The following is a 24,502-nucleotide window of genomic DNA, read 5'->3' on the forward strand; positions in this document are numbered from 1 at the left end:
CCGTGGGTTAGGGCGTCGCTGGCGGCGCGCAGCTCACCAGCCTTTCGATCAGCAGGTTCAGCAGTCTTTCGTGCTCGGGTGCCGGGGTCCCGCTGCGCTCAGGGTGGCCGGGAATGCCGAAGCTGCGCACCTGACGACGTAGCTCGTCCATCCGCGGAATCCAGAACGACTTGTCGAGCGGATCGAGCACGCATGCGTCCACCGCATCGATCTCCGGCCAGCTTCCGGTCGGCCCGGGAGTGCGTGCCCTCGTCACCGACATCCTGAGCACGTGGTGGACGGCGGCGAAGGCCATCGCGTTGCCCTGTCCGTAGTCGAGACCGACGCGCCGGCTCTGCGTGGGGCTTTCCTCGCGTTCGACGACGCCCCACGCCAGCATCACTGCCAGTTCCCGGAACGACGCTCGTTCGTACATCATCTGGAGGAGTTGGTCGTTCCACGGTTTCCGGGCCTTCCGGTCGGGTTTCGCCTGCAGGTAGTCGAAGGCGAATGCCGTCGGCACCGGGCCCGGCGGGACGATCCATGGTTGCGCAACGTCAGCAGCCGCCACCGGTCCGGCGACGCCTCCGGCTAGGTCCACCAGGTCGAGGACGGCGCGGTAGGGAGCCGCTACCCGGTTGTCCGGATCGAGTGTGGTGAGGGCGCGCATCGCCTCGATGCTGTCCCGCTGCGACAACTCGGTGATGTGCTGGTGCAGGTAGTGCTGGGCATCCGACCAGTCTGCCTGCCTGAGCCAACCGGTCAGTACCTCCGGCAGGGCGGGCGGGGCGGTGGTCGGCCCCGGCGTCTCGGCCATGCTGAAGATGCCCGGTGTGCCGCGAATCGACCACAGCTCGTCTGCGAATCGCTGTGCCGCGCGCCGATCGGTTTCGGGATGACCCGTGACCGCTGGCGGGGAGAGGGCCAACGACAGTTTCGCGTCGACCGGTACGCCTGCGGCGGTGAGTTCCTGGTGGAACCTTTCCGGTCCGTATCGGCGGGTGCCGGCGACAAGTTCTGTCGTGGCGGGGTCCAGGGTCGCGAAGGCCGAGACGTAGCTCTGGTAACGGGGCACGTTGTCGATCACGGGCGGGTGGGCGATGTCGTGGTCGGCAGGTGGCAGGTACACCCCGGCCCGGACCGGCAACAGCGCCGGCTGCCGGGTCTGCGCAGTTCCGGTACGACCTGGTCGGCCGTCGTCGTGGGCCGCTGGGCGTCCGGTGTCTGCCGGGTCTGGGTCGGGTGCTCGCACCACGACCGGTGCCTCGGCCGGTTCGGGAGGGCTGGCGGTGTGCTCCACGACGTCAGGTGGTGGGGGGATCTCGGCCAGCAACCCGGCGACGCCGGCCTCGGTGAGCCTGTCCCGGGCCCGCTTCAGCAACGCATACCGTGCGCGTTGCGCGCCGTTCGGCGTCGTGTCGTCCCGCGGGATGTTCTGCTGCTCTGCCAACTGGTCCAACCGGCCGAGCAGAACCTGGATGTCGCTTTCGGCGGGATCGGCCCCGGCGAGGTCCAACAGGATGTCGGCCACATGGCCGAGGGTCAGGGTCTCCTGGGGGGCTTCGGGACCGGCGCCCACCGGCACGACGAATTCGTTACTCGGGTGGTGGCGGCCGAAGGCCTGCTGGTGAAGCCGCCGGTCCTGGTCGTCGACGGGGTTGATGACACTCCGGTTGAGGCGTGGTGGCTGCCGCGGCATCGGATCGGTCCGTCCGAGTGTATGGACGAAACCCTGGAGTGCGAGATCGGCCGCGATGGTGACGGCCGATGCGATCTTCTGGCTGAACTGCTCCACGATCCATGGTGTCGGTTGGCCTGGTGCACCGATGACGATCCGGGCGGCACCGGAGTAGGGCAGTTCCTCCCGGTAGTCGGTCGGTCGGATCCAGAGGCGATCCCCAACGGTGACGATGTCCCACCCGGCCAGGAATTGGTACCTGCCGGCGCCGATGTATGGCAGACCTAGACCTGCGATCTTGACTACATGAGCGCGTTGTGTGGGATTGACGGTGTAGTACGCCGCGAGCGGGCCGAAGGTCGGTATGAGCGAGTGTGAGTAAGCGTCGAAGTGCTCGGAGAGGTCACCGGGAACGACCAGATTCGAGGGCAGCACCAGTGTTCGGTTGTCGCCGATCAGCCGGGCGAGCTCTATGGCCTGCGGTGCGCTCACCGGGCCGGACATCATCAGTTCTATGAATGCCGTGTCGGGCAGGTAGTCAAGGATCTGCGTCAACACGTGAGGTGCTGCGGCCGCCTCACCAATCTCCACCACGACGAGTCGGCCGATCTCGCTCGACATCCGCGCGGGCGGTGCGGTGTGCGAACCTGCCGGGCGTAGGAACGTCCCTGCCGGCCCCAGGTCAACCGACTCGTAGCCGCCGATCTCCCGCATCTGCGTGTGCGGTGTCATCCGCCAGTCTCGCGTCGAACCGATCTTCCGGAGTTGCTGCCGAAGATCGAACTGCGTCTCGGCTACCGATTCCTGGTACTCGGTTCTGGTCAGCGCGTTGGCGTACTCCCATCGCGCAGCCTCCCGGCCCCGCTCGATTCGACGTCGCAGCCGGGTCAGCCCGCTGAAGGGGGCAGTGATCGAATAGCGTCTTCTTGCCTCCCAGAGCAGATCTCCCGCGCGCTTGACGTCGTGCCGCCGCAACCGCGCCTGGGTGTAGTGTCGGGGCCACTCCTCATGCCGTTCGTCGCCCGGATCGCGGGTGTTCCACATGTGCTCCACGGCGTTCTCATCCGCCGTGTGGCGCAACGCCTGCGACTTGTGGGTCTCTGCCTGAGCCTGCATCGTGACCACCTCTGCCACGAGCAGTTGCGCCAACAGTTCGACGAGGGCCTCGTCGACCGATCTGACGGTGAGGTCCATCCTCCACGGCATCGGGTCGAAGGTGACCTCGGACTGGACGCCGTCGGTGGCGATGAACGTCGCCATCATCGGCACGTCGATCCACTGGGCGAGCAGTTCCACCAGCCGGAACCACGCCATCTGCTGCTCGTTCCAGCCTTCACTACCGTCGAGGAGCGGGTAGCGTTCGCGCACCCAGTCCTGGGCGAAGCGCCACAGTCGCGGGTTTAGGGTGTCGGCGAGCCGCCCCGTCGACGAGGGGGCCGGCCCCGCGCTGACTGCGGACGTGTATGGCTCGTACCTGTCGAACACCTCGGCCGAGCCGCGATCGACGCGGGACAGGTGCAGCACCGGACGGGGGCCGGGGTGCGTCTGCACTGTCGGGCTCTGGTCGCTGTGTACGACGATGTTGACGTCCAGCGCCCTGGCGATGGCCTCGGGAAGGTGTCGGCCCAGCGCCGTCGCGTGCAGGTCGACCTGTGCCAAGCCCTCCTGCAGATGACGCGTGCTGGTCGCGGTGGCTTCGATGACCAGTTGCACCAGCCGTACGCGGTGCTGATCGATGCCGGTCAGGGCCCGCGTGAGCTGTGCTTTGAACCGGGGAGTCGGCCGTTCCACCCGTCGGGCGAACTCCGCCCGCCACTGGCTACGCCGGTGTTCTCGTACCCGTGCTCCGGTCGCGGCCCGTACTGCCTCGCGGATCGTGTGGCCGTCCGCGCCGGGCAGCCGACGTCGTACCGCGGCTGATGCCTCGGCCTGCCACCGACCGAGTTGCTCGGGCGTCGGCTCGGGAGCGCGGAAACCGGCCAGGAGAGCGGCCACCGTGCTGAACGGCAACTCCTCGGCCAGCAGAGCGCCCCGCCCACCGCCCACGTCGGCGAACCGTGCCGGCTCGGCCGCCACCAGCGATGTCACGAAGTCCCGCAGATGGCGGGGGGTGTGGATCTCGGGGGGGAGCGGGACACCCTGCCACGCCGCAGCGTCGAGGACCGCCCCCAGCAACCCCCGGTGGGCCCACTGCCTTTCGTTGGCCGAGGTCGGGGAGGCAAGGAGAGGTGCGGGCGTACCCGCGTGCAGCCGGTCCGCGATCTCGCGACGCAGCAGATCCGCCTCGCTCTCGCCCGCCACATCCATCCTGGGCCTTGTCGGCGACGTCAGCCAGGAGGCCACCGCGCCCAGCACGGCCGCGTCCTCGACGGTGGCGCCACTGGTGGGAACGGTGTCCACAACGCTCCGGGCCTCTGCCGTGAGGCTCGGGATCGGGCCGGGCGGCGACTCGCCGTCTCCGGCCAGATCGCCCAGCCCGACCTGCTCACGCTGGAACCGTTCGTGCCAGGCGCCGATCGTCGCGCCGCTGCGCCCCAGTTCCTCCCAGAGTCCCGCCACGCTGGCCGCTCGCAGCGTCAACGCGGTGGCCGCATCGGTGACCGGTGGGGCCGAGCGCAGGTACGCCTCGGTCCGCCGCTGGACACCCCGCAGATAGTCCAGCGGAAGGCGGAGCGTCTCGAGGCTGGTGACGGCGTCTCGAGCTGCCATCGCCGGGGTCGTCCCGGCGACTGCGGCGACGAACGCGGCGGGATGCTCCGATCTGGTGGATACCGGCCACACGGCGCGGTCGCCCATGCCCCGCACCCTTGCGGGCGGAGAGTCCGGCGGCGGATACCACGAGTTGAGGTGGAACAGGGCGGCGACCTGTGCGCGTCCGGCCTGGTCCAACCCCAGGGCGGCCAGCAATGCCGTTATCTGCGGTCCCCCCGATGGGTCGAGGAACCACCCGTCCACCTGCTGCGGCTCAGACCTGGTCGTGGCGAAGTTCGTGCCGACCGGATCAGCATCGGAGTCGGGCAGGTCCGAGGCGGCCACGGCGGCGCGGGCCGTGGCGGCCAGGAGCGCCAACACCACGAGTACCCCGCCCTGCAATCCGCCCAGGCCGGTCGCGAGGATGCCGGGATAGGTGACGCCGACCTCGACCGCGTGGGGTCCCGATCCGGCCGCGCCCACCGCCGGCGGGTCGACGGGATTCAGCCACGGCAGTTCCGGTGAACCGAACAGCCGGGTCAGCGCGTCCTCGTGGGCACGAACGAGACGGTCCAGCGCCGCCGTACGGTCGACCGACTGCCCGGTCCTCGCGGTCGGCAGCGGCGCGTGGTCTGCCGTGATCGCCATCCGCTGGACGATCACGCCGTACCGTCGCATGGCCTCGATTACGGCGCCGAGTGCGCGCCACACCGGTGGGCTGTCCACGAGTTCCGTGGCGTGGATGACGAACTGGTCGACTTCTTCCGGGTCCGACTCGATCCACAGCCGGGACCTGGGGCTGTCCGGAGAGGTCGCGAACTGCGCCATGGCCAGCACGGACTGTGCGGCGGCCAGCGCGTCGGCGAACGGGTCCCGACGGTCCTCGGCGGCCACCCACGTCCACGGCTCACCTGGTACGTCGTCACTCCACGTGCCGTCGATGGTGAGAGTGAACGTCCGGCCGGACCCGGGATCGCCCAGGCGGCCCCACGCGTTCGCCAGGAAGTACGGCACCGGTGGTCGTCCGGCGCCGATCCGATGCCGGAGCCAGTCCACGGTCTGCGACGGATCGGGCCATCTCCCGCGTCTGTCCGAGGCGTTCGCCTCGAACGTCGCCGGCAGCGTGTCGCGCCACACCCGGGGCCGATTCAGGCGCGCATCGACGGTGGTCGGGTCGAGGATCAGTACGTCCCAACCGTCCCGGTGCAGGAGATCACGCAGAGCTTCGGTGTCGGGCGCCTGCGACACCGCATGGTACGCCGCCCGTACCGCCTCGTCCGGCAACCTGAGCTGCCCGCTGATCAACTGTCGGAGCACATCCGAGACGGGCTGATCTCCCGGCACCCGACCGGGTGCGAACAGCGGACGGCCACCGGCTGCCCGCACCACCGCAGCCCGATAGGACATCCCCAGTTCCGGATCGGTCAACCGGGCCGTAACCGCGGCAGCGGCGGCCAATCCCGCCGTCGACCGGCCGGCCGGCAGGATCTCGGCCAGCAGGCCGGCGTCGGGCACCTCGTGCGTCTGCGGCAGCGTCTCCGAGATCGTCGGATCGTCCCGGACCGGACCCAGTCCCCGCGCCATCGGGTGATTCGGGGCCTTCCATTGCGGGCGGAAGATCGTCAACATCGCGGCGGCCTGGGCGCGGGTCGACTCGTCGGCGAGCAACCCCACCAGCCGCCACCCGTCGAGGCCCAGTTCGAAGGCGTCGTCCGCGTGATCGCCGGGTGGCCGGAACGTCCAGTCCCACCATTGCGGATCGGGGAACGGTCGGCGGGCCAGCTCCACCATCTCCGCGATGATCCGGAGCCCGGCCTGGGGTATGCCGGGCAACAGGAGCTCCTTCCGGGCATCCAGGCGAAGCCTGACGACGTCGTCGGAGCTCCAGGCCACCCGGACGGAGAGGCCATCGGCCTCGCGGTGCGCTCGGAGGAACCCGGCGAAGCTCGAATAGCCGTACCGCGGCGGCGGGTCTTTCCTGTTCGCGAGGCCGATCTGGCTCAACGCGTTGAGATGTGCGTAGTAGAGGTGGGCCAACCGGAGGTAGGCGGCGGCGTCCGCGCCGTACCCCGTCCTGACCTCGACCGTTGCCTCGTTGATCGTGAACTTCAGGTCTTTGAGCGTGTCGAGCACGTCCGCAAGACCGGCCCAACCGCCCCACCCCGAGCCGAACGTGAACTGCAACGAGTACCGGCCGTCCGTGGGACGCCCGACACGCACACCGGCTATGTCCGAGAGGTTGGCGAACGCGCTTTTCGCCTGGTCCGAAGCGCCGTGGAGAGACGACAGGAGGCTGATCGACATGCCGTCCGGCACGGGTGCGTCCCGGAGCAGCGGGCTCAACCATTCGTGCGGTGCGGAGTCGGGTCCCGCAGCCGCGCCCATCGCCCGGATCAGCCCGGCGACGCTCTGCGGGGCGTCCTGCCGACTGGCATGGGCGGTGATCCGGCCGAACACCTCGGCGCGCTGATACGGCTCGGCGTATCGCAGGGCTGCGGCGCTGACCTCGGCGACGTCGCCTCGGGTGAGGGTCGCCGAACCGTCGTGGTTCCACACCGGCCACAGGTCCGACGTGTCGAGTCCGTACGTCTCCTCGTCGGACCGCTGCCGTCTCTGATACGCCTCGATCACCCGGCTCGGCCCGGCTGTGCCGCCACCGGCACCCTTCGGCGGCCGACTCAGGTTGGCGTACACCGCCAGCGACTCCGCCGGGACGTCCGCCCTCGCGGCGCCTTCCAACAGACCGCGGAGACCGAGCCAACTGCCGTCGTCGTTGAGCTGGTGGACGAGTTTCGGTGGCACGCTGTTCTGATTGAACACGATGGCGTACAGGTGGTCGGTGAGCGTGTCCGTCACCTGCCGTGATCGCCAGTCCGGGCGGCTTCGGATCGAGTCGGCGACCGCGCCCACCGCGGCGAACCTCGCCGCTCCGGCTTCGTCGGCGTCGTTGAGCCGGGTGAGGTCGTCCTGTGGGCCGAGGACTGCCGGATCGACACCCAGGACGGAGGCCAGCGCGAACAGTTTGTCCGAGGGGACGCCCAGCCGTGACGCGTGGTGTTCGATGTCGGGCACCTGCCCGATCCGGACGCTGAAACCGGTTACCCACCAGACGCTGACCCGTAGCGCTGTGGACAACTCGTAGCGCCGGTGCAGGTCGAGGCCGAGCTGCTCGGCCATCTCCGACAGCGTCGTCAGGTACCGCGCACGGTGGTGATCGGTCAACTCGTCCCACAGGTGCTCGACGAGACTCTCGATCGGATCGACATGCGACACGCTGGACGTCTCGTCATCCGACTCGTCCGCCATCTCGACATCCGACTCACTGGCCGTGCCGGCGTCCGAGTCGACGTCCATCGCCGAGCCAGGGGCGCCGGTGTTCGTCGCGGACGGCAGACCCAGCACGCTGGTCAGCCACCACCCGAGATCGACCTGGTCACCCGTCCAGTCGGTCGGAGCCAGCCTCCAGTCGGTGAGGAACGCCAGCGGCACCTGCGCGGCCCAGAACGTGTCCGTCTCACCGAAGTTGACGGTGTCGGGCCACAGCCGTCGCAGCACGTCGTCGGCGAGCGCCGGGATCTCCGTGGGCGGCTCGTGTCGACGCGGCAACGCCGCCGCGATCGGCCCGAGCTGGACCAGCGGCACGTCCCATCGTGCGGCCATGCCGAACAGCCACGTCACGGTCTCGGGATGTGCGTCCGGCGGCAGCGGCGGGACGTCGGAGGCCGTCAGTCCGCCCCATCGGCGGGCGTAGGTCAGGGCCGTCGGCACCGGCACCGCCAGATCACGGGCGGCGTCGAGTACGGCGACATGGTCCAGCCACGGACGGTCGATCAGGTCGCTCTCGACCTCGTGGCGCGGAATGCCCACCTCCTCGGCGAGCCACTGGGCCAGCCACAGGTCCGCGTCGCGTGTTGCCGGTAGCTGCGGGCGGACCGGCGGAGGCTCGTCCTCGTCGAACCGGCGCGCCGAGTCGTCCATCGCCTGCTCCAGCAGCCCGATCCAGTCCAGGCCCGCGAGACGCCGGTGATACTCCGCGACGCTGGCGTGGCCCACCCGGAACGTGCTGTACATCAGGTCGTGCAACTCGTTCGGGGTCAGCCCGTCGGCCCCTGACCCGGTGGGCAGGCGTGCCCCGAGCCAGAAGGTCCACGACGGAAATGGCACCTGGTCACCGTTCGGCCCCTGCGTGAGCAGGCGAGCCAGGTGTTCGACGGTCAGTCGGTCGTCCGACCGCTCGGGCGCGTGGACCGCCAGCCGGTTCAGGACTGACCGCATCGGCAGGAGATCCAGGATGTTCGTCTGCAACCGCCAGGACAGCTCCAGCGCGACCTCCGGCTCGACCCCGGCCCGATAGGCGAACCAGTCCAGGCGGTCCGGCACTCGGCCGGTCGTCGCGATCACGTCGAGCAGTTGTGCGATCTGCTCCTTCGGCAGGTGCATTTTGTCGATCATCCGGGCCACGCGCGGCAGGTCGACCAAGGGGAGCTTGACCACGGCCCGGACCTGCTCCTCGGGCACCTCCCACCGGTCGGCCCAGCCGGCGGCCTCCCGCACGCTCCACCTCGTCGACGTCGGCACCGGCTCAGGTTCCAGATCGGCCGATCGCCCAATCGGCCGGGCGGGAGCCACTTCGTCCAGGAACCGCGTGACCTCAGGCGCCGGCACGTTGCCGACCAGTTGGAATACGAGCGAGGGCAGGTGGCCGGACGGCAGAAGGTCGCTCAACTCGGTGACCGGGAATCCGAGCCCGCCGCTCACCTCCGCATACCGCGTGACGTGCTGCAGCGACTTGAACCCGAGTTCCTCAGCGACGAGTCGGACCTGATCCACCACCCGCTCGACCAGCGTCCCGACCTCAGTGGGCCGCACACGGTCCACCCTCATGTCGATCATCCGCGCCGCGGTCCGGATCATCTCTCGGATGGCCAGCAGGCCGGCGAGATCGATCTTGCCTGCCGTCTGTAGTCGTTCGGACGGCCGCCCGCCCGGCGGATCCCCCGCTCCGGCGACGGGAGGGACGTCCGGCGCCGCCGCCGGGCGCTCGCTCTCCGTGCCAGACACGGCGCTCGGCCCGAGGCCGAGCTGCCCGGCCAGCGCGGTGAGCGCCAGCAATCGCAGCGTGCGCCGGACTTTCCGCGCCGACTCGTCCGGCCCGACCGAGTCGAGGAACAGGCCCAGGTCCGCCGCCACACCGGCGAGGTCGTCGCTTCGGTGGACCTGCTCGGCGGCCCAGGCCACCGACCGTCCGGCCAACCTGTCCGGAAGGGTGTGCACCAGTTCCAGCGGCACCCCCCGCTCGCTCAGCCAGCGGAACGACGGAAGATCATCCGGGCCCAGTCCGAGTCGGGCGCTGAGCTCGGCCAGGTACACCACCTCGACATCGGTCGACACCCCGAACGGCCCCAACCGCTCGCGCAACCCGGTCAGCAGCTCGTCAGCCCTGGCCCTGGTGCCGGTGGTACGCGTCCGCACCACGGTGACCAGTTCCGCGCCGACGATCCGCAGGGCGCCCGGCGGCAGACCGAGATCCTGGGCGACCGCGTACCACGCCCGTCGGACCGGCTCCACGAGATCCGCCGAGGCGTGCACCTGCGCGTCGGTCGGGAGCGGCCCCTGCACCGCCGAGATCGCCTCGACCGTCAGATCGGTGACCTCGTCCGGGTCCGGCACGCTCTCGATCAGACGTACCCACTGCCGGGTCCTGGCCTCGTCCGGGCCCGTCACACCCAGGTCGGTGACCAGCCGGGTCCACTCGTCGCCGTGGAAGAGGTCGTCGGTCTGCGGCTGTTGACCCACCCTCGGGGTGACCGCCGGCCCTGGCGGGGACGCCTCCGACACCGGCTCGTCCGGTTCCCACACCCGCTGGTACGCCGGTGGTGGCGTCTCCTGCCTGAACCGATCCGCGGTGGGGGTGTCCAGCGCCAGCTCCAGTGCGCCGTCGAGCCGGAAGACGAGCTGCGGCAGGCCACGCACTTCTGCCGGCTCCACCTGCACCAGCAGCCCGACCCGGACCCGTTGGTAGACCACGTCGTCGCTGCTGAGCGTGCCCAGGGGCAGCGCGTCGACCAACGCCATCCGGAACCTCAGCGGACCCGCCGTTGCGCCCTGGGGCCGCAGGGCAACGCCGAGCATTCCGGACAGCCCTGGCCCGGAAATCACCTGGTGCAGCGTGTCGGCCCGCATCAACTGCCGTCCAGCCGCTCGCCAGCGAGCCACCTCGACCTCCGCGACGACTGCGTCGTGCAGTGTCCGTACCGACAACGGATCGATGGCGACCACTCGCGCCAGGCCCCGCCGCAGCGTCTCCGGTGGAAGATCCAGCACTGCGGGCTTGAGCCGGTCCACCGTCGCGGCCAACTTCTCATCCGCACCGACCAGTTCGGCCCCGCGCCGCGCCACCCGCGACCGTGGCCCGGACAACACCTCGTCCGACACCAACGCCCGCAACCGCACCAGCGCCGCGCGGACCACCGGCAGATCGACCGTCGGCGGATGCCCCGGGTGCTCCCACCGCACCGTCACCAGCAACGGGGCGACATACCACTGTGCGGACTCCGCCGCACCCACATGCTGGTACGCGCCGACCGGCTCCGCGCGCACCACCAGCCGGATCCCCCTGTCCTCCGGTCTGTTGCCGCGCGCCGGGTGCAGCGCCACACCGCTGTCGAACAGACCGGACTTCCACCAGGCCGTCAGTTGCTCGGCACTCAACAGGTCACGCAGCACGACGCGCTGGCTGGTGACTGCGGTGTCATACGTGACCGCCCGCCAGTCGGCGTCCTGCAGATGCTTCGCGTGATCCTTCACCAGACTCGCCGCCAGCCCCTCGACCCGCTCCGTCGGCGCCTCGTCGGGTTCGGACAGCGCGTCGACGGCCATGGGGTCCGACGCGGTCTCGTCGGCTTCGGGCGACGTGTCGATGTCCATCGGGTCCGACGGCGCTTCGTCGGCGGCGTCCTCGGCATCGGGTTCGGAGACGATCACCACCTTCTCGACGACCAGGGGGAACTCGTCCGGTGTCAGCACGGCCGGCGGCCACGAACCGACCGCGACCGGATCCTCGGCGGGTGAGGGCGGGCTGGCGTCCAGTTCCACATGTTCGTCCGGACCCGGGGCGGTGGTGGCTCCCGGCGGCGTGGTTCCGGCCAGCAGTCCGGCGATACCCGCCTCGCTGGCCCTGAGGTGTGCCCAGATCAGCAACCGTTGCCGGGCGGCCAGGACCGCGTCGGGGACCGTGCCGTCCCTCAGCATCCCCCGGCGCGCGGCCAACTGGTCCAGCTTGCCGACGAGGACCGATGGGTCGTTCACTGTGGGATCGGCCCCGGCAAGGTCCAGCAGCACGTCGACCAGGTGCGCGAAGGTCAGGGCCTTCTCGGGGGGCGCCGAGCCGTGCGGTGTCGTCAGGTCGATTCTGATCCTCGGATCGGGAACTCCGAAAGCGCGCCAGAGCAGTTGCCGGTCTTTGGCACTGCTGGGATTGAGCACGTGTTCGGTGGGGTGTGGCTCGCGCGGCATCGGGCCGATTCGTCCAAGCAGGTGGACGAATCCCTCGGGATCAGTGCCGGCGTCGAGGGCGATCGCCGTGCCGATTCGTCGAGCCAGCCGCTCCACCGTCCACGGTGTCGCCCGTCCTGGTACACCGACGATCATCCGGGCGTCGCCGGAGTAGGGCAGTGCCTCCCGGTGGGCGGAGGGCCGGATCCAGAGTCGGTCCGCCCCCACCGCGACGTGCCACCCGGGCAGCAGCTCGTACGTCCCGGCCCCGAGATCATGCAGATCCACATCGGCGATCCGTACGGTGTCACGTCGTGGAGCGGGATGCACGGTGTAGTACGCCGCGAACGGCCGGAGCGTCGGCCGGTGCGAGCGGGAGAACGCGACGAAGTGCTCGGACAGATCGGCGGGATCGACCAGATCCGCGGCCAGCGCGAGTGTCCGGCCGCCGCCCACCAGTCGAGCGAGGTCCACGGCTTGCCGAGCAGTCACCGGACCGCTCGTGATCAGTTCGACAAGCGCCTGGTCCGGCAACCCGTCACGGATCTGCGTCAGCACGTGCGGGGCGGAGACCGGATCACCCGCCTCCACCACTTCGAGTCGCCGGAGCTGATGGGTCAATCGTGTCGGTGGGGTCGTCCGGGATCCCGTCGGCCGCCTGAAGTGCCCCGCCGAACCCAGCTCGACGAGCTCGAATCCCGGAGTCTCCGATCCTCGCGTGTACGGCACGTTCCGCCAGTCTCGCGTCGATCCGGCCTTGGCGAGCTGCTGCCGGAGAAGGAACTGCGTCCACACCACCGGATCGCGGTGATCGGTGTAGGTCATGGCACTGGCGTACTGCCATCGCGCGGCATTCAGGCCCTGCACCAGCCGACGACGAAGTCGAGGCGACTGCTTGAGAGGCCCGAGGATCGCAGACCGGCGACTCGCCTTCAGCAGCAACTCCCGGGCGGCGGGCTCGACCCTGGCCCACTCCGCCCGTGCGCTGTGGTAGTCATCCGGCCAGGAGCCACGTCGACTGTCCTGCATGCTGCGCCTGCGTGAGATGTGGGCCCGGGCCGCGGCGTTCGACGTGTAATCGGCCAGGCGCGAAGTCGGCTTCGACTGGGCCTGCATCGTGACTACTTCGGCGAGAAGCAGTTGTTGCATCAGTTCGCTCAGGGCGCCGTCGACGGATGTGACCGTCAACTGCATCGCCCAGGGCGCTGGTCCGAAAACCGCCCAATCGCCGTCTGGTGAGATGACGACCTTGGTCTTCAGCGGTGGCATGTCGATCCACCTGGCGAGCACCTCCACCAACTGGACCCACGTCGCTTCCTGTTCGGCCGGGCCGTGGCCACCGGCGAGAGACAGATGACGTTCATGCGCCCAGGCATGCGCGAACGCCCACAGGTTGGGGTCCATCGTGTCGGCGGTACGCGCCTGTGTCGACGAGGCGGCCTCCGCGCTGACAAGGGGTCCATAGGGCCGGTACTTGTCGAGCTGGCTGCTCCATTTTCTGTCGATTCGGGACAGGTGTAGCACCGGACGGTCCCCAGGGTGTGTCTGCTCCACCGGGATCTGGTCGCTGTGGATGACGATGTTGATGTTCAGCGCTCGCGCGACAACTGTGGGAACGTGTCGGGCCAGTGCCGTCATCTGAAGGTCGTCCTGCTCCACGCCCTGGATCAGGTGGCGTACGCCGGTCGTCGAACCGTCCATGATCAATTGGGTCAGCTGGTGGCCGCCCGTCCCGCCGCGGACCTGAGTGGTACGCAGGAGGAGGCTCTTGAACGCGGTGGTCGGCTGTTCCGCCCGCCGGGCGAACTCCTCCCGCCAGCGGCTCCGCAGGTGTTCGCGCCTGCGGGCACCGCTCGCGGCCAGCGCCGCCGCCTGGATCGTGTGCTCGTCGGCGTCGGGCAGCCGACGCCGTGCCGCGACCACGGCTGCGGCGTGCCACCGATCGAGTTGCTCCGGCGTCGGTTCCGCAGCCCGGAAGCCGGCCAGTAGAGCGGTCAGAATGTTGAACGGCATCTCGTCGGCCAGCAGGGCGCCACGTCCTCCCGCCACGTCGGTGAACCGCTCCGGATAGGTCGTGACCTGGCCGACAACGAAGTCACGCAGATGACCGGGTGTGTGGATCTCGGGCGGGAAAGGGACCCCCTGCCAGGTGGCCGCCTCCAGGACCGCTCCCAGCAGCCCTCGATGTGCCCACTGCCCCTGCCACGCGGCCATCGACACCGGGGCCGCGCGGAACAGGTCGGGAGCGACGGCGACCAGTCGGTCCGAGACCTCCTGCCGGAGCAGGTCGAGCTGCCGTCTGCTGGCCGGCTCGACCGGCAGGTATTCCGGTGACGTCAGCCAGGACGTCGCGACCCGGAGCGTGGCCACGTCCTCGGCGACGGCACTCCCGGCGGTGGGGATGGTGTCGAGTAACCCGCGTATCTCCTCCAGCAGGCCCGGTACCGGACCGCTCTGCGACTCGTCCACACTCAGGTCGCCAGATCCGTGCTGCTCGCGCTGGTATCGCTCGTGCCAGGCGCCGATCGTCGCACCGCTACGCTCCAGATCGGCCCAGAGCACCACGACGCTGTTGTAGCGCAACTCCAATTTGTTGGTGACGTCGGAGGTCGGCGGCGCCAAGCGGAGGTACTCATCGGCCCGTCGCCGTATTCCGTGCAGGTAGTCCAGTGGAAGGTCGAGCGCACGCCGGTCGCTGACGGCATCGCGGGCGGCCATCTGCGGGTCGATTCGGGCGACGGCCGCCACGAACGCAGCCGGATGTTCCCCTCGAATGCTGTTTGGCCGGTCGGCGAGATGCGCTGTGCCTCGCGGGGGATGCAGGCTGTGATCGGGCGGCGGGGGCCACGAGTTGAGGTGGAACAGCGCGGCGACCTGTGCGCGTCCGGCTCGGTCCAACTCCAGGTCCGCAAGTAGCGACGCCAGTTGCGGCCCGCCCGACGGGTCAAGGTACCAACTGCCCATCGGATACAGCTCCGACGTGGTGGCGAAGCTCGTGCCGACCGGCGCGGCAGCGCGCGTCGGAACGGCACGTTCCGCGGCGGCGACCAACGCCCACACGACGCGCACCCCGGCCTGCAGTCCGCCCAGGCCGGCCGAGAGGACGCCCGGGCGGTCGAAGCGGACCTCGGCTGCGGGGCGTTCCGCTTCGACCGCCGTGACCTCGGGCGGTCCGGTGGGAGTCAGGGTCGGTGAATCCGGCTCACCGAACAGCCGGACCAGAACGTCTTCGTGGGTCCGGACGAGGCGATCCAGCACTGCTGTACGGTCCTCGACGGACGTGGAGATCCCTGAGGTCGCCGGTGGTGAGTAGTCGACCACGATCGCCGCGCCACCGACGTGGACGCCGTAGCGTCGCATGGCCTCCACCACCGCCCCGAGTGCGCGCCACACCGCCGGGCTGTCCACGAGATCTGTCGCCCGGATCGTGAGCCACTCGGGATAGTCCGGATCGATCTCGGTCCGCAGGTGGGTCCGGCGGCCGTCCGCAGGCAGCGCGGACTCTGCTGCGGCCAGCGCATCGTCGAACGCGTCTCGACGCTCATCGAAGGAGACCCAGGTCCATGGCTTACCCGGCAGATCGTCATCCCAGGCGGCCTCGATGGTGAGGGCGAACGTGCGTGCCGACCCGGGCGCCGCAGGGCCACCCAGGACATTCGAACTGAGGTCGGGGACGGGCGGTACGCCTGCGTCGATCCGACGGCGTAGCCAGTTCACGACCTCCGAGGGTTCCGGCCAGTCGTCGTGCGCGTCGGAGGCGTTCGTCTCGGATGTCACCGCGAGGGTGTCGCGCCATACCCGGGGCCGATTCATGAAGGCGTCGACCGTGGTCCAGTTCAACGCCAGGTCGTCCCATCTGTCCCGCTGGAGTAGCTTGCGGAGGTCGTCTGTGCCGTCGGGTGCCTGTGACACCGTGTGGTAGGCCGCTCGGATGACGTCGTCCGGCAGTCTCAGTTGTCCGGCGATCAATTGGCGGATCACGTCGGAGACGCGTTGGTCTCCTGGCACCCGGCCGGCGGCGAACACTTCGTGGACACCGGCTGCCCGCAGTACCGCGGCCCGGTAGTTCATCCCGAGAATCGGGTCGGTCAGGCGGGCGGTGACCGCTGTCGGGTCCAGCTCTCTCGTCGAGTCACCGGCGGCCAGGATCTCGACGAGCAGGGAAGTCTCCGGCACCTCTCGCACCGGCGGCAGTACGTCGGGGATCGTGGGATCGTCCAGAACGGGACCGAGTCCCCGCGCTATCACTTCGTCGGCATCGATCCGCTTTGCAGGGAAGATGGTCAGCATCGCGGCGGCCTGCGCGCGGGTCGTGTCGTCGGCGAGGAGCCCCACCAGCCGCCATCCGTCGAGGCCCAGCTCGAAGGCGTCATCCGCGTGATCGCCGGGCAGCCGGAACCGCCAGTCCCACCACTGCGGATGCGGGAACGGTCGGCGGGCGATCTCCACCAACTCCGCGATGATCCGCAGTCTGGCCTGCGCGGTACCCGGCCGCAGGAGATCCGCGTCGTTGGCCATGCGGAGCTGCACGACGTCGTCGGACTTCCAGGTCACCCGGATGCGCAGGTCGCTGCCCCGGCTGTGGGCCCGGAGGAACCCGGCGAAGCTCGCGAAGCCGTGACGCGCTTCCCGGCCAATCCCGCCCGCGACGCCGATCTGGCTCAACGCATTGAGATGGGCGTAGTAGAGGTGGGCCAGGCGGAGGTACGCACCGGCGTCGCTGCCGTACCCAGGGGTGACATCGACCGTCGCCAGAACGAGATCGAGGTTCGGTTCCCTCAGCACCGCGAGTAGCCGGGCAAGGCCGGTCCAGGTGCCTCGCCGGGGCCCGAAGGTGAGCCTCGCTGCGTTCCTCCGAGGTGCGACCTGTACACCGGGGATTGCGCCGAGTCGCGCAAAGGTGGCGTCGGACAGCGCCGAGCCGGCGCGCGGACGCCACTGGAGCCGCAGCGATATGCCGTCGATCGGGGGTGCGTCCGCCAGGAACGGGTTCAGCCATTCGCGCAGCGAGGAATGAGGTCCCGCAGTCGTGCTCATCGCCCGGATCACACCGGCGACATTCTGCGGGGTGTCCTGTCGGCCGGCGTGGGCGCTGATCCGGCGGAACACCTCGGCACGCCGAGCCGGCTCAGCGTGCCGCAGGGCCATGGCCCTGACCTGGTCGACGTCGCCCCGGGTCAGCGGTGCCGAGCCCACGTGGTTCCACACCGTCCACAAGTCCGACGCGTCGAGTCCGTACGTCTCCTCGGTGGCCCGCCGCCACTGCTGGTACGCGTCGACCAACTGGCGCGCATCGGCCTGGCCGGTCTCGGTTCTCCCTGGCGGTCGACTCAGGTTGGCCCAGAGTGCTACCGACTGCGGAGGGACGCGTTCGGATGCGGCGATCTCCAGTTGGCTGCGGAGGCCGAGCCACCTGCCGTCGTCGTTGAGTTGTCGGGTGAGCCGGGGTGGGAGGTGGCCGAGGCGTCGGACGATGTCGAACAGATGGTCGGTGGGCGTGCCGGTCAGCCGCCGTGTCGGCCAGTCAGGGCGGTTCCTGATCGCGTTCGCGACCTCGCGTACGGCGGCGAATCGCGGGGTGGTGTCGGTGCGGAGGCGGTCGAGGTCGTCCGGTGGGTGGATCGTGGCGGGGTCGATGCCGAGGTCGGAGGCGAGTGCGAACAGTTCGTCGGGTGGGACGCCCAGGCGTACGGCGTGGTCGTCGATGTCGTCGGGTATGCGTTCGATGCGGACGCTGAACGCGGTGATCCACCAGAGGCTGATGCGCAGCCGGGTGGACAGGGCGCGTCGCCGGTGCAGGTCGAGACCGAGCTGATCCGCTACTTTCGACAGCATTCGAAGGTAGGTCTCGCGCCCGGGGCCTTTCAGGCTCTGCCACAGGTGGTGGACTGCGGCCCCCTGGTCGATTCCCGAGCTACTGAGCCTGCCCACGGTCGAACCGAGTTCGATGCCGTGGGGCTGCGGCAGACCGAGCACACTGGTCAACCAGAGCCCGAATTCGTACTCGTCCTCGTCGGCCTGGCGGTCGGTTGGAGTCAGCCCCCGGTCGGTCAGGAATGCCAGCGACAGCCGGGCATCCCCGAACACCGTGCTGTGTGCGCCGACGTCTCTGGTGCGGCCCCCCCAGAGCTGTCTCAGGGCATTGTCCGCGAGCGTCTGGGCGTACGCGCCCGGGGCCTGCTGACCCGGTAGCGCTGCCACGACCGGCCCAAGCTGGAACAGTGGCACCTTCCACCGCACCGCCGTGCTGAGCAGCCACGGCAGGACGGCGGGGTGCGTGTTCGGCGGGAGCCTCGGAGCGTCCGACACGCGCAGTCCACCCCACCGGCGGGCGTACTCCATGGCTGTCGGCACCGGCACCGCCAGGTCCCCGGCGGCGTCGAGCACGGCGACGTGGTCCAGCCACGGGCGTTTGAGCAGGTCGCTGACGACCCCTTCGCGCGAACTGCCCACCATGTCGGCAAGCCACGAGGCCAGCCACAGGTCCGCCTCCCGTCCGGCCGGCAGCACAGGGCGGTCCGACGAGCCTCCGTTGCCGTCGAGCGGGCGGGCCGAGTCGTCTGCCAGCTCCGTCAACCCGATCCAGTCCTGATGCTGGAGTCTCCCGTGATGCTGCCTCAGGTTGGCGTGGCCGGCGTGGGGCGGGCCGTACAGCAGGCTGTAGAGCTCGTTCGGTGTCAGCCCGTCGGAGCCCGACCCACCCGGTAGATGTGCCCCCACCCAGAAGAAGAACCACGCCGGCTTCGGCAGATCCTTGTCGCCCGGCTTCCTCATCAGGTCGACCAGGCGTTCGACGGTGAGCCGGTTGGCGGCGCGTGCGGGTGGTGCGAGCTCTCCCAGGCGGTGCAGTGTCGCGCGTAGGGGAAGGAGGTCTGACGGGTCGGTGTCGAGTCGCCAGGCCCATTCGAGGGCGGTGTGTGGTGTGACTCCGGCTCGGTAGGCGACCCATTCGAGGCGGTCCTGGGTGCGGCCGGTCCGGTGGGTGAGGTGGAGAAGTCGGGTGATCTGTTCTGCGGGCAGTCGTAGTTTGTCGATCGTCGCGGCGGTGCGGGGGAGGTCGACCAGGGGGAGGTCGGCGATCCGGCGCACCTGTGCTTCGGGCACTCCCCAGCGGTGGGCCCAGTCGGTGGATCTCCGGGTGCTGGTGTCGATCGTCCGGGGTGCGTGGTCGGCTCGGATGTCGGTCGGGTCGTCCATCGGTTGTCCGGGTGCCGCCTCTGCCAGAAAGCGGTTGATCAGGAGGTAGGGCACGTTGCCGACGAACTGGTAGGCGAGAGATGCGAGGTGCCGGGACGGCATGCGGATGCTGAGTTCGGTGATGGGGAAGCCGAGCCGTCCGCTGAGTTCTGCGTAGCGGGTGAGGTGTTGCAGGTCCTTGAATCCGTGTGGTGCGGCGATCCGTTCGATTTCATCGGCGACGCGATCGCCGAAGGTCGTCGCCTCGGCTGGTCCGATGGCGCCCCGCCACGTCTCGGCCACGGCGCGGATGGCGGTCCGGATCAACTCACGGACGGCCAGCAGCCCGGCCAGATCGACCTGGCCCTTCGCCGGTAGGCGATCCGGCGTCAGGAGCGATGGTCGTTCAGGTTCGTCGCTGGGCGGGGCGGCGGGTGGTTCGTCCTCGCTGTCGCTGTCGCTGTCGCTGTCGGTGGCCGGTCCGAGATCGAGGCGATCGGCCAACGTTCTCAGTGTCGATACGCGCAGCTCCTGCACGGTCGTTCGTGATCCGCCCAGGCCCGGCAGGAGGCCGAGTTCCGCAGCCACGGCGGCGAGGTCGTGGCCGCGTCGGACCTGGTCGGCGGCCCAGGTGACGGTCCGTGTCGCCAGGCTGTCAGGCAGGGTGTGGATCAGTTCCAGGGCCACTGCCCGTTCGTTGAGCCAGCGGAACGACGGGAGGTCCTGCGGCCCGAGTCGGAGGCGGGCGCCGAGTTCGGCCAGGTACACCACGTCGGTGTCGGTGAAGGCCCCGAACGGTCTCAACCGGGGGCGCAACCCGGTCAGCACCCCGTCTACCCCGGCGTCGGCGCCACGCGTACGCACCACCGCCGCCAACTCCGGACCGACGATCCGCAGGGAACGAGGCGGCACACCGAGGTCCACCGCGACCGCGTACCACGCCCGCCGCACCTGGCTGACGAGACCGCGCTGCGCGACTCCGGCCGGATCTTCGGACACCCTGCGTAGTTCGCCGTCCAGCCGGGCGACCTCGATCTTGAGTGATTCGATCCGCTCCTGGGTGGCGTGCTCCCGTGCCTTGGCGGCCTCAGCCGCTCGGCGCAGCTCGGCAACCCGCGTGGACCGGGCCGTCACCTCCGCCGCAGACTCCTGAACGTTCTCCGGCGCGCGGTGGGCCTCGATCTCCGCCTGCTTCAGACCGGCGTGTGTCGCCCGCACCGATGTCAGCACGGCATCCGTCTGCGTCAACGCCGTGCGCGCCGCCGTCAGATCCGCTTCCATGTGCGCCGTGAGTGCCTCGGTCGCAAGCGCGGGGACCTCGTCCAGGTCCGGCACGCCGTCGATCAGCCGGATCCACTGGCGTATCCGGGCCTCGTCGACTCCGGCCGTGCCCATGTCGTCGAGTAGGCGCAGCCACCGTGCTCCGTCAGTCGGCTCGCCGCTGGCCGGTGGGGACGCCGCCGCCTGCGCCATCGGCTCGTAGTCCGGCGGCGGCTGATAGTCGGGCGGCTCGCCCTGCGGTGGCGACACCGCGCGCAGGAGCTGGTTCGCGGTGGCCTCGTCCAGTACCAGTTCCAGGGCACCGTCGAGTCGGAAGACCAGGTGCGGCAGGTAGCGCTGTTGCATCAGCTTCACCTGCACCAGCAGTCCGACCCGTACCCGCCGGTTGGTGGTGTCGTCGCCGCCGATGTCGCCCAGGGGCACCGCGTGGAACATCGCCATCCGGACCCGCACGGGGCCCACCGTTGCGCCCTGGCTGTCCAGGGCGTCGGGGAGCAGACCGATCATTCCCGGCCCGGACAGGACCTGGTGCAGCGCATCGGCACGGTTCCCCGTCGGGTCGGGGCCGGCGGAGTGCCAGCGACCCGCCGCGACCTGGGCGACGACCGCGTCGTGCAGCGTTCGCACCGACACGGGATCGATGGCACGCACTCGTGCCTGTCTGCCACGTATCGCCGCGGCGGGAAGCGCCAACACGGTCAGACCCAGCCGGGCCGCAGTCTTGGCCAATCCCTGGCTCGCCGCGACGAGTTCGGCTCTGCCCCGGGCCACCCGCAACCCTGGCCCCGACAACACGTCGTCGGACACCAACGTACGCAGTCGCATCAGCGCGGCGCGGACTGCCGGCCGTGCAGCCGTCGCCTCCTGCCCAGCGTGCCTCCACGAGACGGTCACCAGCAGCGGGGCCTGGTACCACTGCGCGGATCCCTGCGCCTTCTCGTGCCGGTACACGTCGGCGGGCTCCGCCCGCACCACCAACCGGATCCCGCTCTCCGGCAGCTCGGTCGCTCCGGCCGGGCGCAGTGACACTCCGCTGTCGAGCAAGCCCGACCGAGCCCACCTCGACAGTGCCCCTACGTCCAACAGGGCACGCAGACTGCCACGCTGAGCCATGGCCCGCCCGGCCGGAGCCACTACCTCCCAGTCGGTGTTCCGTAGGTTCGGGGCGTGCACGTCGACCAGATCCGCAGCCGACGCCGCGAGGCGGTCCGGCGGCCCGGCGAGCCGTTCCGAGGCGTCCGGTGCGGCCGTTCCGGCGGTGTCGGTCTCCTCCTCGATGGCGGGCGGCGCCTCGATGGCCACCCTGTCGACCAGAAGCGGAAACTCGCCCGGCATCAGCACGGCCGGCGGCCCGGAATCGACCGCGACGGGTTCCTCGGCGGGGTCGGGTGGACTGGCGTCGAGTGCCAGATGTTCGTCGGGATGTGCAGCGGTGCTGCCCGGCGGAGTCTGCGGGTCGAACTCGGTGAGGATCCGGTAGTACATGCCCGAGTCGCGCCACAGTCGCCGGAGCAACTCGCGCCGGGCCGCCACCGGGCTCGCCGTCGCATGTGGCAGGCGCAACCGCTCGGCATACCGGTCGAGATGGGCCACCAGCGCTGCCGGGTCCCGCTCGGCCGGATCGGCACCGGCCTCGTCCAGCAACGCGTCCAGCAGATAGTGACCGACCCGCGCCGGGACGCTCCCGGACGTGAACAGGGCCTCCTGCCACTGCGCACCGAACGCCAGGTCGAGTAGCCGCCGATCGTGCGCGGTCTCCGCGTGCAGCGACGCGGTCGACGGCCACGGGCGCGGCGACACCGGAGGCTCGGGCCGGTGCACCCGGACGAAGTCCGCGTCGGCGACGACCCCGGTGTGGCTGGCCAGCACCCGGGCGACCCACATGCCGTACTGCCAGACCGTCCAGGGGATCGGGCGGTCAGGGGTGCCGATCACCACGCGCGGGTCGCCCACGTCGACCCGTGGTGACACGTCTGCCGGACCGATCCACACCCGATCACCGACCGTGACGACATGCCAGCCCGGCAGCATCTCGTACCTGCCGTCGTCGCGCGCGCTCAGCGTGAACATGCCACCGACAGGAACATCCCGCTGCGAGGCGGGATGCACGGTGTAGTAGGTGGCGAACGGTGTCATCGTCCGTTGATGTGCCCCGCTGCGCGCGACGAGACGGTCGGCGCCGGCACCGCTGGGATCCACCAGGTCCCGACCGACCGCCAGGACGTGCTCGTCGCCCAGCACCTCGGCCAACGACACGACGTGGGCTGCCGAGAGTCGAGCGGCGGGCAGCAACTCCACGAGCGCGTCGGTCGGAAGCACCGTCCGCAGGTCGGTGAGCCGTCGACGCGCGTCCGCCATGTCCCCGACCTCGACGACCACCAGCGGCCGGTCCGGATGAGGCAGTCGCTGCGGCGGTGACGCCGTCGGTGCCATCGGCAGGAAGACGCCTGCCGGGCCCAGACTCGAAGCCCCCAGCTCCGCGAGTACGGCCACCAACCCGTCGATCTCCACGTGCCAGTCCCGCACCGAACCGTCGGCGGCGAGGGACAACTCCAGGCGAAAAGCCTGTCCCTCGGTCGGGTTGGCCTGGTAGACGGCGCGTACGTCGGCCCTGGCCAGCAGAGCCCGATCGTGGCCGGTCGCCAGCCGCCGCAGCACCCGTGGACCGAACCGGCCGAGTCTGCGGGCTGAGTCGAGCCGCATCTGCGTCCAATCCACCAGATCCACCACGGCGGGATGGGCGGCTCCCACCCACTGCCGGTGGTCCCGGCTGGGGCCGGCCCGCCACATCCGATCGGCCGCCGGATACCTCGGGTCGTCGTCGGCGGGCCGCCCGCCGGCGAGGATCGCCTGGACGTCGGGGCTGGTGGTGGCCTGGGCGTACACCCCCGGCCCGTCCCGACCGGCCCGCCACCAGGCGATCATGGCCGCGTGCTCGACGTGGAGCATCTCGTGGGCGAGGGTCAGCAGGGCCCGGTCGAGTGGCAGACCGAGGTCGAGATGGACGTTCCACACGTCGGAGGAGAACGATCCGTGGCTCAACGCCGACGGCTGGCCCAACTGCTCCCGTCCGACCAGAGCGGGCGAGCCGGTCTGCCGGCCGATGACCCGGGCCACGCCCTTCCATGCCTGCCACTGGCTCTCGTCACCGAACCGCCCGATCAACCGTGGATACACCTGTCGGACCCGAGCACGCACCGCCTCGCGCACCCCGGGATCCGCCGAACGGAACAACCGGAAGTCCTCCACGTCGGTGGTGCCGAGCAGCGTCCGGTGCGCCTGCTGCACCGGGCCGAACACCACCACGGCGGTCGCGGGATCCCGCAGCGCCGCCGACACCCAGCCCTCGCTCACCGGCACGATGACCGGCCCCGGACCACCACCCGGGGCCGGCGATGCCCCGAACCACCACACCACATCGTCGTGCGTGACCAGCCAGCCCAGCTCACCCGCGCCCAGACCGGGCCGCAACCGCACCAGCGCCGACGAGTCGGGGACCCGCAGGAGGCCGTCGAGCAGCGCGTCGACGTCCGCCGTCGGCGCCGGTTCGCCACCCGCCACCGACAGCACGTCGGCCATCGAGACCGGCATCACCTTCCGCATCAGCTCGGCCGCGTCCAGTCCGGGCGGGAGGCCGTGCCGTACCAGGCGGAACGCCATCGCGACGGCCGCCGGGGGCACCGGGACCCGCAACCGCTGCTGGGATTCCGCCAACCGGCCGGCCAACGTCTCGATCCGGGCCCAGGGCGGCCCGGTCAGGTCCGACGCGACCTCTATCGCCGCGCTCATCGCCTCTCTCGCGGCGACGTGCGACCACGGCAGGCTCCGCACCGCCGCGGCGTCGTCCCACGACGTCTCTCGACCCTGCTGGTCCACTGGCACCAAGCGTTCGGAGCGCGCCGACCCGACCGGCACCTGCACCTGCACCCGGTACAGGTCCGCGAGCTTCTCCACCGCTTCCGCGTCGTTCACCAGGCGACGCCCGTCGACCCCCCAGCGCTCGACCTCCCACGGCACCAGCACCATCTGGTCGGAGAACGGCTGCCCGTGGAGGAAGGCCGCGCCGACCGCCGAACGGGGCTTCTCCTCCGCCAGGAAGACCAGGGCCGCGTCGACCGGTCGCACCGCGGCGAGCGAGGCCGCCATCGCCGCCGAATGCCCGGTCTGGGTCAGCTCACCGGTGAGTATCAGCCGGCCCGCCAC

1 protein-coding gene is annotated in these 24,502 nt (G+C 70.2%); it reads right to left on the reverse strand.

Annotation, left to right across the window (positions count from 1 at the left end; translation table 11 throughout):
* Positions 1-7: 7 nt before the first annotated feature.
* Complete coding sequence (locus ACIBMZ_RS10285) at positions 8-24,502, reverse strand: hypothetical protein (protein ID WP_396692261.1); 24,495 nt, start codon at positions 24,500-24,502, stop codon at positions 8-10.

This window comes from Micromonospora sp. NPDC049900 (genome assembly GCF_044461025.1).
GTDB lineage: Bacteria > Actinomycetota > Actinomycetes > Mycobacteriales > Micromonosporaceae > Micromonospora.